Source organism: Pseudocolwellia sp. G5-9 (genome assembly GCF_055808995.1).
In genome coordinates this window covers 3,554,134-3,568,091 of the sequence record NZ_CM147893.1, presented here as the reverse complement: position 1 = coordinate 3,568,091, position 13,958 = coordinate 3,554,134, and the positions used below count along the sequence as shown (strand labels likewise).

The following is a 13,958-nucleotide window of genomic DNA, read 5'->3' as shown; positions in this document are numbered from 1 at the left end:
TTTAAACGATTAATTTACATTCAAATATAATGATAGAGAAAAAAATGAAAATAGGTATTGTTGTAGGAACTCGTCCTGAAATTATAAAAATGGCACCAGTAATACGGGAATGCAAAAACAGAAACATCCCATATTTCATTATTCACTCAAATCAGCATTATTCTGAAGAAATGGACAGTATTTTCTTCAAAGAACTTGAATTACCCAAACCCCACTATAATTTAGGCGTAGGTTCAGGTCTCCATAGTAACCAAACAGGCAACATTTTAATTAAAATGGAGCCCATACTCGTAGATGAAAAACCTGATATTGTATTAGTCCAAGGCGATACCAATACGGTCTTGGCAGGAGCTTTAGCAGCTTCAAAACTTGGTATCAAAGTAGGTCATATTGAAGCAGGGTTGCGCAGTTATGATCGCTCTATGCCAGAAGAAACCAATCGAATTATGACCGATCACATAAGTGATTATTTATTTGCTGTAGGCCCTAATCAACAAGTCATTCTTCAAAAAGAAGGTATTGATAAAGAAAAGATTTACACTGTAGGAAATACAGTATCTGATTCTTTGTTTCAGCACTTAGAAATATCTGCAACAAAAAGTGATATTTTGAACCAATTAAATTTAGAATCAAAAAAATACTTTTTAGTTACTGCACATCGAGCTTCCAACGTAGACATACCAGCTAACCTACTTGAATTACTTGAATTATTTAATCAATTACACAAAAAATATAATCAAACAATTGTTTGGCCAATTCACCCAAGGACTCAATCTAAGCTAAAAGAGTTTAACATTGATATTCCTAACTACCTTAAACTTCTTCCACCAATTGGATATCTAGACTTTATACAATTACAAAAACATGCTCAGTTAATTTTAACTGATTCAGGAGGTATTCAAGAAGAGGCTTGCTTATTGGGTGTCCCCTGTATCACCTTACGTGAAAATACAGAAAGGCCTGAGTCAATTGAAGTAGGAGCAAATGTTCTTGTTGGCAGAAATGCAAAAAAAGCTATTGCTGCCGCGGACAAATGGCTATCAGCTAAAGAAAAGCTTGCATGGGATAACCCTTTTGGCGATGGTCGCGTGGCTGAGTATATTATTGATGTTGTTACAGGTAAAGACGCTGACCAGGCGGAAACTATTGTCCCCCGTAACGAAACTATAGCTGTAATCGGTATGGGATATATGGGCCTACCCATTTCTAGTTTAATAGCCCAAGCAGGATATTCGGTTACAGGAGTAGATTTAAGTCAAGAAAAAGTAGACGCTATCAATAACGCTGAATGTCCGTTTGATGAAGTAGGCATGCCTGAGCTATTAAAGAAAGTTGTATCACAAGGCTTTTTAAAAGGCTCTACATCAATCCCATCAAGTGACACATACCTAATAGCAGTACCAACCCCACACAAAAAAAACAGCTGTGATCGCAGTTATGTTTTTAGTGCTGTTGATGCAATTGCTGAAGTGGCTAAAAATGGACAAATAGTGATTGTAGAATCAACAATTTCTCCGCAAACTAGCCTAGCTGTAGAAAAACGATTTGCTGAAAAAGGCCTTACAATTGATGTGGTGCATTGCCCTGAAAGAGCTATACCAGGACAAACATTATTTGAACTAGTAAATAACGACAGAATAGTTGGTGCATCTAACGAAGTAGCGCAACAAAAAGTAAAACGTATATATCAAAGTTTTGTAAATGGCGAAGTATTTTTAACTGACTTAACTACCGCAGAATGCATTAAATTAGTAGAGAATACTTCTCGTGATGTAGGTATTGCGTTTGCTAATGAACTAGCAGAAATATGTACTGAATTAGATGTTAATGTACATGAAGTTATTCGCTTAGCAAACCGACACCCAAGAGTAAATATTTTAAGCCCTGGTCCAGGAGTAGGAGGACATTGTATTCCAATTGACCCATGGTTTTTAGTAGAAAGTACAAAGGCTGGTGAATTTGTTCGTTTAGCACGTAAAATTAATGATGAGAGGCCTCTTATTGTAGCTTCACAAGCTATAAAGCTTTTAAAAAGCACAGGTGGAAACAATATAACCATTTTAGGCGTTGCTTATAAAGCTAATGTGGATGACTGTAGAGAAACTCCAGCACTACATATACTCGAGGAATTTAAGAAACAAAGTGTAAACGTTAAATATCATGATCCTTATGTACCATCATGGAACTGTGAGCGTATCAAATCACTTTCTGAAGTGGACAGTTGGTCCGATATTGTAATTTTGGTAACAGATCATACTTGCTACAATACACTCAATCTTTCCGTTCCTATATTAAATAGTAGGGCTTAATTCGTTTTAAAAACATATAAGTTACGGATTCGGCTAACTGCCGGATCTTGTTTCAACTTCCTTTATTCATGCTAATTACTATTAGGACGAAAAAGACTCAATATGAGATCACGTAACTTTATACGGTATAGAAATTTTGCTTTTTTTTGCTTTTTTTTATCTTTTTATTCAAACGCAGAATCATCATCTGAAATTTGCCAACAAGATTTTCAATCTGGTAATAACATCTACTTCATATCACCTCACGGTAAAGATTATAAAGGGGATGGTAGCCGATTAAAACCATGGAAGAATATAGATGTTGCTGCTAGCCGAGTTCCTGATGGGAGTATAATTATTGTAACCCAAGGCATCTATGAAGGTTCTCTTAAATTTAAAAGGCCATTTGAAAAAGGATTATTAATAAAGTCAGAATATCCTTATCAGGCAAAATTAACTAACGACAAACGTGTAATAGCATTTGTTGGAAATGCCTCAAACATAACAATAGAAGGTTTTGAAATAACACATAATTCTGATTTATCTTCACCATTAGTTTTACATATCGACGGTGGTGGTACTCAAAATGTCCATCATATAAATATTCGAAATAATATTATCCATGATAGTTTTAATAACGACTTATTAAAAATCAACTACGGCGCAGAACATATTAATATTGAATGTAACATGTTTTATAACCAAGGGGATTCAGATGAACACATTGATATTAATAGCGTTGCTAGCGTTACCGTAAGTGATAATATATTTTTTAATGATTTTGCAAAAAGCAATAGAACAATTACCAAAAAATCATCTAGTTTTATAGTTATTAAAGATAGCAACGATAATGAAGATCGTTTTAAAGGATCTAAGGACATCACTTTAACAAGAAATGTTTTTTTAAATTGGCAAGGGAGTGAAGGACACGGTTTTGTGCTTATAGGTGAAGATGGAAAACCATACTATGAGGCTTCAGATGTAAATATTTACAATAATTTAATGATAGGTAATAGTTCTTATCCTATGCGCTCCCCTCTTGGTCTCAAAGGGGCTAAAAATATAAACTTCTACAATAATACTATCACAGGTAACTTACCCAGTAATGCCTATGCTCTTAGAGTTAATAAAGAAGGAGCAAATAAAATAAATACCAACCTTACGCTTTCTAATAATATTTGGAGTGATAAAACAGGAACTATGGGACAACAAAGTTCAAATGATACAAATGATTTTTCTGACGTTTTATTTAATCAATTAGATGATTTTTCAATGAATAATAATATAATTTTTAATGGTATCAATGAGCTCCCATCATCTTACTTTGATAAAGTAAACCCAAGTGATGATAAATTCCTTATTAATGATGACCCTCATTTACCTGAAGTAAACTCTCTAATAACTCCAGTATGGTTAAAAGAAAAACAGGAGTTTGATGATGGTTCGTTTACTATTAGAGAGGCTTTTTTACGTTTAGTTTTATTTTACGGTAAACCTACAGAGAAATTACCGGTACAATCGCCTGTTAATAAAAGATATTTTCCAAAGAAGGATATATTAGGAAAAATTAGAACAGCTCCCCATTCTATAGGTGCATTTCATATCAATTAATATGGTACTATTTATTAATTTACCTATACTAAAAACACTTCCTTTTCATATTAATGATTAATGGATTACCTATGCAGTTATTTTTATTTAAAAAACATTTATTTCTCTTTTGCTTTTTTAGCTTTTTATTGACAACTACAATAGAAGCAAAGGAAAGAACGATACCACTTATAAAAACTACAGTTGTAGTTCCTGTTAATGATACCGTTCCAGTTAACACTCCAATTAACGTCCCAGTTAACGTAGTTGAAGTTTCACCTCATTCTATTTTACTTACCCAAAATAGAATTGACGAGGTGGCAAGAAAAATACGTCAAGACAATACTGTATGGAACCTTTTAACCACTACAATCTCAAATTACTACGAAAAAGTACCTTATAATGCTGGTGAATATGCCGCGGCATTCGCATTAGCCTACTATGTATCAGGAGATCAAAAGTACATAAATAGAGCTGCTGAATTGCTACAGCACGCATACTTCTCAGAACCAGATATAGGATGGGAATATTATCAAAGCCGAAATCTATTTAGATCGGGTGCTCGTTGGGCTGTTATGGGGTACTCTTGGATTAAAGATCATATTTCTTTAGAAGAACAAAAGAAAATAGAAAATATTTTAAAGCTCTGGTCAGAATATTGGTTAAGCTACGCTGATATTGATAATAATTTTGAGTCTCTTAGACTCGAAGATACCGATGATGTCACATCTTTAACGCACAACCTTACATTGCTCGGCACCGTATTATCAGATACGAGTGAGCATTATCTATTAGGCCAAAAAACATTAAGTGCTGCTGACAACATGTTGGAACGATTTGTTGTAAATTATTATATGAAAAATATAATGAAAGGAGGCGCTTGGGCTGAAGGAAGCGACTATAGCCCTAACACACAAAGACATTGGATTGAAACGTTTTTAATTAATAAAGAACAACGAGGTATACCTTACCCTATAAACTATGCACGAGAGGCCACTCACTCATTAATTCATCAAACTTTAGCAAGTGGAAGTGGCGTATATAAATACGGTTCTGAAGAACAGGCTATTGATTACGATTCATTATCTGATGATTATCGATATGAATTCGCATTAGCCTTGATGGCCATATTAGAGGATACTAATGATTTAGCTTTAATAAACAATTGGTTCAACAAGTTAATTAATAAAGAAGGGTTTAAAATAGGATCAATGGTAACATCTTTTAACCGTTTATTGTTTCACTCCCCTGAATTGACTTCTTATGAAGCCGCTCCTCAAATAAGTACATTAAACTATGCTGAAGGTATTGGATTAATTTCATCTAGAAGTGACTGGACGAATGAAGCGACCAATTTATTTTTCATTAATCGAAAAATCAGAGTGGATCATGAGCACAAAGATGCATTAAGCTTTGATATAGCATACAAAGGTCAGTGGATCACAAAAGAAACTACCGGCTACGCTGGTGTTTCCGAATCAAGTCGCGCTCATAATACAATTTTAATTGAAAATGTGGATGATGGTTCAAGTAACCCAACTCGAAGACCAAAAGGTGATCCTAAATACCATACATTATATGATGATGATAATGTCACTCTGATATCCGCAGAAGCTACTGATGTTTATAATATGATTGGTTATTGGGGAACTGATTATACCTCTTTAGTTAACAGGCAATTAGCATTTATCAAACCAAGCACTGTAATAGTATATGACCATGTAATTACTGATAATACACAAGTAAGAGACCTGCAGCATTATAATAATGTAATACTAACGGAAGACTCTACATATAGTCGTTGGGTCAAAGTGATTCAACACGTTCAAGAAGAACCTCAAGTAATAGATAGTGCCTTAAACAGTTATCATATTGAGTCACAAGACACCTCACTAGTTTATCAAGTGATAAGTCCTGAAAACCCTACAATAAATATTATTAATGAAAAAAATCTTTGGGATTCATCAAATCAATATCAAGCACCTGATAACCAGAGAAAATGGCATTTTGAACTGTCAAATAAAGTTCCGAAATCAGAAACTGAGTTTATTACTACATTAAACTTCGCATCTATCGATACAAGTAAAGTAGAAGACTTAATTTTAACTCCTATTAAAATGACAACAGAAAATTCTTATATTCTAGAAGGAAATATTACTGGATTGGCTATTGAAGCATCACAAACTAAATATATAATTCTTTTCAATAAAGATCCAAATACCCCAATAGTTAATGCACGAATAAAACGTCCAAAAGGCTTTGAATCTTCATTAGTTTATTGTCTAGGCTTCACACTAACAGAATAGTGCTCAGGTCAACCCCCTAACACATGCTATAGACTACGAGATAAAGACACTTTGAGGATAGATTTAAATTTCACTTTAGCATCAATTATAAAGATGAAATAGTTGCAAAAAAGTTTACTGGGAACGTCCTCGATACCTGAGTTATTGCTCAATTAGGCCGAGGATTGCCAGATAAATTATACGAAGATAAGCCCTCTCCTCCAGACGATTCCGTGAACATCCCCTGAGAACTCATTGTTCTATATTCGGTGGTATGAAGGGCATCATATATGGCAAGAATGAAGAGCTCAAAGATAAAAATCGGCGTTTAAAAAAGTTGCACGCTAAAAGCAATTTAAATCTAGATGTCAGTATTAGCCTTCCATGCCGTACTTTCATACGCAGTAAAAGCTGTTAAAGCTATAAACCCTAAGCTCAATGATTATCGACTTGCTGTTAGGTTTAATGCTGTTTAACCATTAGGTAAAAATTTAGCTTAATATACTTGTAGCCAATCGATTAAATATGTACACAAATATAATAAAACCGAAACTTATAATTCCCAACTTTAGAAACGATAAAGATTTAATATGCTTACTATGCAGTTCAGGACAATAAACTCTAATATATACCATCATAATCGCTATATATAAATAAGGTAATAATGCGTATGTACGAGAAATAAAGAATATAGATATGAGAATACCTATCATACCACTCACCAACGAAATAACTTCCGTACTACGTTGTTTATCTTCCAAAGAATAGGCTACTTTGATCATGGTATAAACAGCTATAGAAATCAGACTACAGTAACCAAAAAAACCAACAATACCATTTTCAACCATTGCTAACACATAGCTATTATGTGTTGTAAGGCTATGGTAATCTAAAAAGTGTGTTGCTCCAATACCAAATAAAGGATTCATAGCTAACAGTTCAAGAGCAAGTATCCAGGCATAAACACGGCCCATAGCACTATGATCTCCACTGCCTAATTCTCCCATTCTTGATGGAGCTAAAGACAATAGAGCAATAGTAACAACCCCTGCTAAAATATATCCAGTCATTGAACGTTTTTTAAGGATATAAAAGAATCCAAGGCCACCTATAAGAGACAACATTGAACCACGAGAATTAGTTAAAATGATAGTGTAACAAGTGATTAATAGTGTAATAAACCAAAACATTTTTTTGATAAAACTAAGTTTTTGATAAAAAATCCGATTAAATATATAAGGTGAAAATGCGATTAAAAGCATTCCTAAATCATTTGGATCTTGAAGTATCCCATACCAAATAACTTGTAATTCTCTTTGTGTACTTATTCCTGTTTCTGAATCAATGCTCGAAACTAAACCTCGAGAAAGAGGTTCTAACCCTCCCCAGCTCATACCTACAGTAACTTGTAGGTAACACTGATAACAAATAAATAAAATTAATAATACAATTAATAAAATAAAATTATCAACCTGTGATCTTGTATTAATGCAAAGTTGCACCAAAGAATAAACCACTAAAATAAATATCATCTGAGACAAATAATTACCGATAGTTGAAAACTGCCCATTAAAAATATTGGAAAGTAACATCGAACAAACAAATAAAATTAAAAATTGAGTGCTTCTATCATATTTATCTTGGTAACTTTTATTTAGAAATGACCAAAATATGATGATAATACCGAAAGCAGTAAGAAGCATATTCCAGTTAAAATGCAATACAGAAATCCACTCAGCAGGACGTATGAGATAGATAACAATTGTAAGCGCGAGAATAAAATATCCCATCATTTATACTTTCCAATTTTGGATAAAGAACTTAATGTTTTAGGAAATAAAACTTTTTTAAACGTGGATGTTTGTTCAATAGTGTACCCTATAATTAAGCATCCACTAATGGTGATTAAAAATGATAATTCTGGGTGATTAATCAATTTTAATATCTGAGTCATAAGTATATATAATATTGGATGTATTAAGTATATAGTTAAACTAATCCCTCCTAAATAGCTGAAAAACTTCACTAAAAATTTAGGTAACATATATGTTAAATGATAGAGTCCGGGAATAGCAATCAAAATAAATATTGAATAAAAAAGTAAAAGTAAAGGCTCCTTAAATGAAGGAATTACACCTGCAGCTAAAAACAACTCCCAACCAACAAAAGGAGTAGCAATCGAAAATCCCAAAAAGATAATAACAATAATGTATTTAACTTTATTATTACGCAATAATAAAAAGCCATTAAGCCGAGAATATAATTGGCCTAAAAAGAATATGAAGGCAATAACATGTAGAGAAAATGGTATATTAATTAATATATTTTCATCGATTAAACCAATTGTTGCCCATAATGGTATAGTTATAAAGAAAGAATAGCTCCCCACCTTTTGTTCAAAAAATCTTAATACATATAGAGCACAAAGACACGGTATAAACCAAAAGTACATAAAGCCAGAAGCAACTTTGATATCTGAAGGTGACGAAATGAATAACGCCTTTAAGTATTGTATTGAAAAGAAATCAATAGAGTTAACATTATAAAAAAATAAATTTAAGATACTTGTAAATGTGACAAATAGAAAAAAAGGCCACCAATATGAAAAATGTTTATCACAATACGCAGTGAATGAGACAGTATTTTTAATAGGCCAGATAAAAGTAAAAGTTAGAAAACAGGCCGCAGCAAATGCATCGCTAAAAGGGCGTATCCAAAGGTAATTATCAGTTAAAAGTGAATTATGCTCTATAACAATAAATAAGATTAACAATCCTTTTACAGCATCTAGGTTAATATCACGCATTCTGAACGTTTGAGCGTTTAAATTTTTTTTTTGCATTAAATTATTTATTACCCTTATATTTATCTATTAATATAGAGGATAAGTTTCTGAACAGTCATTGTCCAGTGATTATAAGAATGGTTTACAGTAGCTTAGACTTGAACCAAATTTCCGGTTAAATAAAGGTCAGCTTAAACAAAGTTTTTTAGTAATTTATTCTAAAGCTTCATTTTTATTCATACATCTAGATTTTTACAATGTTTATCTATATGGCTCCAAAGCCTTTAGCAAAAAGTACGCTTTATAATATATAATGAGCGTATATTTTATGGCTTATCAATTATTAATAGCGCGTTTTTTAATTTTAATGGATATAAGATGCATAACGTAGATATATACCCGTTATCATTCAAGATGTAGGTTTCAATGGGAACTAAAAACAATTTACGCACAGATTTCACGTTCCAAACGAAACCTAAGTACATGCATCCATGTATGCAAGGCATTAAGTTTACGTCATGGTTATTCCCTGACTAAAGTTAATAACGATGCATAAATTGTTTTTAGACCCATCGGAGAAGCGCTTGAACGATATAAATTCAAGCACTCTGAAATACGCATCTTGAGTGATAATGGGTATATGTTTATCAAAGATTGGTTTGTGATATTTAGTTTGTGCACCCAACTCAAATATCATTATAATTGAATTATTTATATCAACTCAAATGATTTAGGTTCACAATCAAATTAGGAATAGATTTTAATGAATTTATCAGAAAAGTATCAATCTTTTAAAAATTTATATCATATAGTATTCAATAGCCCGACAATTCAATTATCTCTTCAATTAGATAAAACTAAAGGAAATGAGCCTTTCTTTGAGTCAATGACACGCAAATATTATAAAGATGCTACAGCTAAACACCCTAAAATGCCTTTATTTGGTAAACTAACAAGAGGTGTTGCTGTTTGTGAATTAAATGGTGATTTTGAACTTTATTTAAAGGGTATTGAAAGCTCAGGTAGACGCAATATTAAAAAAGCTAAAAGGCTTGGATATACGTTTGAGCGAATTAATTTTAATGAATATTTAGATGGTGTATGGGATATCCGTAAATCTACGTCTGTGCGTCAAGGCAAAATGCCGGATGACTTTGTAAATAAACGCCCAACAAAACACAGCAACCCAAAAAGTAAAACCAATACTCATGATTATCCATATTTTGGAGTCTTCAGTGAAAAAAATGAATTAGTTGCTTACGCAGGGTGTTTTTTAGCAGGAGATGTTATTGAGCTATCACATTACTATGGTCATGCAGATCACCAAAAAAATGGTGTTACACCACTTTTGATAACATCTATTGCTGAGTATGTAATTCAAAATCACACACATATCAAGGCATATACTTATGGGGGCTATATAGGTGCATCACCAACATTGAAAAGGTTTAAGAAAAAGTTTAGCTTTTTACCTCATCGCGTTATTTGGAGTCTATAATGCCAAAACAGTATATCTATAAGCTGAATGTAAATACAATCGAACTAAAAGATAATGACATAGAGAATAAAGAATTGTCATTTTTTACTATTTCAAATTTTTTAGATTTTTTTCTGCATCTATTTCCACTTATAAATTATTTTAAGATATCTAACACCTTATTTAAATTATTTTTAAAAACATTAATTACTCGTAAGGTTATCTACTTTACTCGTATGGGTGATAATATAGTTTCTGATGGAGAGGTTACTTTTGGGTATTGTAATCATTACACCATTAGAAAGAATGATTGTGTAATTGGCCCGGTTAACACAGATCCTAATTTTCAAGGAAAAGGAATTGCTACATATAGCTTGAAATCTTGTATACAAGTATTATTTACGAAATACGCTATTGAAAATATTTTCATAGATACTAAAGAAGATAACTTTGCTATGCAAAAGGTAATAGCTAAAGCAGGCTTTGGTGATAAAACAGGCTATTACGAGCGCGAAAATGATTTGTTATAGTGTCATTGTAGTAGCTCAGACCTAATCTGACAGTTACCCAATTTTTAGGGGATATTGTCTGCTTAAATTCGAGCATGAATAATACCTATAGAATTCCCCTTCAATAGTTACTTTCAATTGACTACTATAACCCGAACTCGGGATAATGATTTTTTTAATCTTATGATTTATAAGTAAAAGATGAAAATTCAAATAAATACTTATCCAAAATAATACATTCATTGCTTCCTAATGTTGGAGTTTATTCGCATAAGGCATTTTTATTCCCGATAAAAACCAAATACCTGCATCCATGTAGGCAACGATGTAGGTGATTAAATATCAATATTAGGCATAATTACTTATCCCGAATTAGGGTTACTATAGATAAAACAGTCAAAGGAGTCACTTTGTATTCATTAGCTGTTTTATTCCCCAATTAATGTATACCTTTATTTTTTTCGGAGATTTAGGCTCTATTTGCTTTAATATATACACTACCGACCTATCATAACCTCTAAAAATAAAAAGCAAGTAAAAATATAAAACAACAAAACTAATAGACCCGATAATAGAAGATAAAATCCCCGATAAAAATTGATTTATAATTAAAGGAGCTCCTGTTGAAATAAGTGCAGGAACTATAATTCTTAATAAATTATTTACAGAAATCATTTTGTATTTACAGCTTCTTGCCAACATACTATATGAAAATAGAAGTATAAACACTAATGTTCCGTACACAATTAAAGCACCTGTTAGCCCCATAAACGGCACAATAAAAAGGCTAAGGATCATTGCAAAAACAAACATTCCAGCATTAACTTTGACCATATCAAACTGTTTATCATGACTAATTAACGTTAAGTTAGCACCTTGATTTAATGTCATAATTGCTTTCAGAACGACCATGATTTGTAAACTAAAAGCGGCCTCTTGATACCGTTCACCATATAGCACCTCAATAATTACATCAGCATATATAACCATAGGTATAGCTACTGCCATAGATAATGTTATTAAATAACGTTCGGCTTGCTCTACTTGACTCTTAACATCGCCATTTTCAACTGCATCAGTTATTTTAGGTAGAAGTATTTCTTGATAAATACCAGGAACCAGCGTGATTGCGGCTGTAGACAATAGAAAAGCAATGTTAAAGAACCCTGCCTCAGTAAAAAAGTCACTTTTTTCTAAAACTAACACCTGACTTTGTTTAAATATCAATGTACCAAAAAACACTATTCCAGTTGCAGATAACATTTGAATGACTATTCTTTTTTTATGCTCCTGAACAATACCATTGTCCCATTGTCTACTCGGTAATTGCTTTGTATAAAGCCGAGCGCTTACACCGTATATTAAGCATGCAACACAATACACTAAAATAAAATTATTCAATGTTGCATCTAGATATGCACATAATAAAACTAAAGCAATGTTAAAAGGATTTGCAATTACACTAGTTTTAGCAATAACATCAAACTTTTTTACTCCTTTAAAAACAGCCATTCTAAACATATAATCGGCTTTAATGACTGCACAAATGAAAAGCGTAGTTAATAACCATGGCTCTATATTTGTATTACCGTAACTAGATAGCAATATAACTAAGGCGATAGCACTAACAATAAGGATACGAATATGCTGAATTCTCCAAAAATACGCAACTATAGCTGGCAGAGATTTGGGATCACGCTTAGTAAATTCTGCAATAAACTTAGTAGCATTTATACCTAATCCTGAGTTAATTGCGAGCGTGACTAATCCTGAAATCCATATAATACTTGAATATACGCCGTAATCATCGGTCGTTAAATTGCGAGCGATTGTTAAAGATATAATAAGTCCTAAAAAATACTCACTATATAAATTAATTGCTGACATTGCTGCTTGTACAGAAGTTCTCATGTTTTATAAATTATTCATATTGGTAACAAGTAAAGTATTGCTTTGCACATTTACTCATAGAAAAGCCCTGCCGATATAATCTGACACTCTCGATACTAAATTTTTCATATAGCGCTGGATTTTCAATTAATGCAATAATCTTCCTTGCTAAAGTATGATAATCCGAATATTCATAAAGGAATCCGTTAACATTATCTTTAACTAGCTCAGGATTACCACCAACATTACTAGCAATAACAGGTGTTCCGCTAGCTAAAGCTTCAAGAATAGCCAAAGATAAACCTTCAGTTTCAGAGGTAACAACTAATATGTCAGTATTTTTGTATATTTCATTACGATCAGTCACAAAACCTTTAAAGTTCACTGTAACGTTTGGTATTTTTAAGCTTGCGAGTTCTTTATTTATATTTAACAACTCTCCTGTACCATAAAAATATATGTCAATTTTGCTTTTAAGGTTATCAGGTAGTTGCTCAAGAGCTTCGATAAGCACATGCTGTGATTTCAGTGGGACAAAACGCCCGACATGAGATATTCGTATACGATCACTCTTGTTTTTTGTCTTATCTATGGGAAGTACACCATTTAATACAGTTTGCGCTTTACTTATAAACTTAGGATATACTTTGAGATATTTCGATTTAGCTTTTTCGGCTACAAACACCATTTTATGAAGCTTATAATAAGCTAATAAGTAAACTAATCTCCATTTGATAGATGTATGAACTTTTTCATTATGGCGCGTATAAACAACACGAATAGGGTTAAATAGGCTAGCTAAAAGAATCCGCAATAAACAATGACTACTATGTACATGAACAACATCGTATTTTTTGAGGATTATTTTTAGCTCTTTAATACTTGTTGCATGAAATAAGTGTAAATATGTTTTTTCTATTTCTCTTTCTAGGGGTTCATCTTTTTTCCCCATAGACAAAAAACTAGGTTTGAGTTTTAGTGAATTATTTTGTTCTATCGCTAAATCTATAACAAATCGTTCTGCCCCACCAACATTAAGGCTACTAACTACATGTAGAATACGCATCTGCACACCTAAAAAAATAATATATTTCGATTATTTAGTACAATAAAGTTAGTGTGAATGATACACCA

9 protein-coding genes are annotated in these 13,958 nt (G+C 32.4%); 5 read left to right on the top strand and 4 right to left on the bottom strand.

Annotated features, from left to right (window positions below):
- The first annotated feature begins 44 nt into the window (after positions 1–44).
- The 3 genes from wecB to AC0L5Q_RS15365 all read left to right on the top strand — a co-directional run bounded on the left by wecB (position 45) and on the right by AC0L5Q_RS15365 (position 6,184).
- The gene (gene wecB, locus AC0L5Q_RS15375) at positions 45–2,309 is read left to right on the top strand and encodes a non-hydrolyzing UDP-N-acetylglucosamine 2-epimerase (protein WP_473610790.1); all 2,265 of its coding nucleotides are present in this window, start codon (positions 45–47) and stop codon (positions 2,307–2,309) included.
- 102 nt (positions 2,310–2,411) lie between these two features.
- A complete protein-coding gene (locus AC0L5Q_RS15370; RefSeq protein ID WP_473610785.1) occupies positions 2,412–3,899 on the top strand; it encodes a right-handed parallel beta-helix repeat-containing protein in 1,488 nt (495 codons plus the stop codon).
- A gap of 71 nt (positions 3,900–3,970) precedes the next feature.
- Positions 3,971–6,184: a hypothetical protein gene (locus tag AC0L5Q_RS15365; protein WP_473610782.1), complete on the top strand. Its 2,214-nt coding sequence runs from the start codon at positions 3,971–3,973 to the stop codon at positions 6,182–6,184.
- A gap of 470 nt (positions 6,185–6,654) precedes the next feature.
- On the opposite strand, the gene AC0L5Q_RS15360 is transcribed toward AC0L5Q_RS15365, so the two are convergent.
- Together AC0L5Q_RS15360 and AC0L5Q_RS15355 are read right to left on the bottom strand one after the other, a co-directional pair.
- A complete protein-coding gene (locus tag AC0L5Q_RS15360) occupies positions 6,655–7,956 on the bottom strand; it encodes an O-antigen ligase family protein (protein ID WP_473610779.1) in 1,302 nt (433 codons plus the stop codon).
- Positions 7,953–9,005 carry an acyltransferase family protein gene (locus tag AC0L5Q_RS15355; RefSeq protein ID WP_473610776.1) on the bottom strand — a complete coding sequence of 351 codons (1,053 nt, stop codon included), beginning with the start codon at positions 9,003–9,005 and terminating at the stop codon, positions 7,953–7,955. The genes AC0L5Q_RS15360 and AC0L5Q_RS15355 overlap by 4 nt, the downstream gene beginning before the upstream one ends.
- A gap of 706 nt (positions 9,006–9,711) precedes the next feature.
- Between AC0L5Q_RS15355 and AC0L5Q_RS15350 the strand changes: the two genes are divergently transcribed.
- The gene (locus AC0L5Q_RS15350) at positions 9,712–10,446 is read left to right on the top strand and encodes a hypothetical protein (RefSeq protein WP_473610772.1); all 735 of its coding nucleotides are present in this window, start codon (positions 9,712–9,714) and stop codon (positions 10,444–10,446) included.
- Positions 10,446–10,955: a GNAT family N-acetyltransferase gene (locus AC0L5Q_RS15345; RefSeq protein WP_473610768.1), complete on the top strand. Its 510-nt coding sequence runs from the start codon at positions 10,446–10,448 to the stop codon at positions 10,953–10,955. The genes AC0L5Q_RS15350 and AC0L5Q_RS15345 overlap by 1 nt, the downstream gene beginning before the upstream one ends.
- 384 nt (positions 10,956–11,339) lie before the next feature.
- On the opposite strand, the gene AC0L5Q_RS15340 is transcribed toward AC0L5Q_RS15345, so the two are convergent.
- Complete coding sequence (locus tag AC0L5Q_RS15340) at positions 11,340–12,845, bottom strand: oligosaccharide flippase family protein (RefSeq protein WP_473610764.1); 1,506 nt, start codon at positions 12,843–12,845, stop codon at positions 11,340–11,342.
- A 10-nt stretch (positions 12,846–12,855) separates the two neighbouring features.
- Positions 12,856–13,890 carry a glycosyltransferase family 4 protein gene (locus tag AC0L5Q_RS15335; protein WP_473610760.1) on the bottom strand — a complete coding sequence of 345 codons (1,035 nt, stop codon included), beginning with the start codon at positions 13,888–13,890 and terminating at the stop codon, positions 12,856–12,858.
- Positions 13,891–13,958 lie beyond the last annotated feature (68 nt).

Excerpts from the sequence above, each read along its gene's own strand:
- AC0L5Q_RS15335 (WP_473610760.1), bottom strand. The coding sequence starts at position 13,890 with ATGCGTATTCTACATGTAGTTAGTAGCCTTAATGTTGGTGGGGCAGAA.
- AC0L5Q_RS15360 (WP_473610779.1), bottom strand. The coding sequence starts at position 7,956 with ATGATGGGATATTTTATTCTCGCGCTTACAATTGTTATCTATCTCATA.
- wecB (WP_473610790.1), top strand. The coding sequence starts at position 45 with ATGAAAATAGGTATTGTTGTAGGAACTCGTCCTGAAATTATAAAAATG.
- AC0L5Q_RS15350 (WP_473610772.1), top strand. The coding sequence starts at position 9,712 with ATGAATTTATCAGAAAAGTATCAATCTTTTAAAAATTTATATCATATA.
- AC0L5Q_RS15345 (WP_473610768.1), top strand. The coding sequence starts at position 10,446 with ATGCCAAAACAGTATATCTATAAGCTGAATGTAAATACAATCGAACTA.
- AC0L5Q_RS15365 (WP_473610782.1), top strand. The coding sequence starts at position 3,971 with ATGCAGTTATTTTTATTTAAAAAACATTTATTTCTCTTTTGCTTTTTT.
- AC0L5Q_RS15370 (WP_473610785.1), top strand. The coding sequence starts at position 2,412 with ATGAGATCACGTAACTTTATACGGTATAGAAATTTTGCTTTTTTTTGC.
- AC0L5Q_RS15355 (WP_473610776.1), bottom strand. The coding sequence starts at position 9,005 with ATGCAAAAAAAAAATTTAAACGCTCAAACGTTCAGAATGCGTGATATT.
- AC0L5Q_RS15340 (WP_473610764.1), bottom strand. The coding sequence starts at position 12,845 with ATGAGAACTTCTGTACAAGCAGCAATGTCAGCAATTAATTTATATAGT.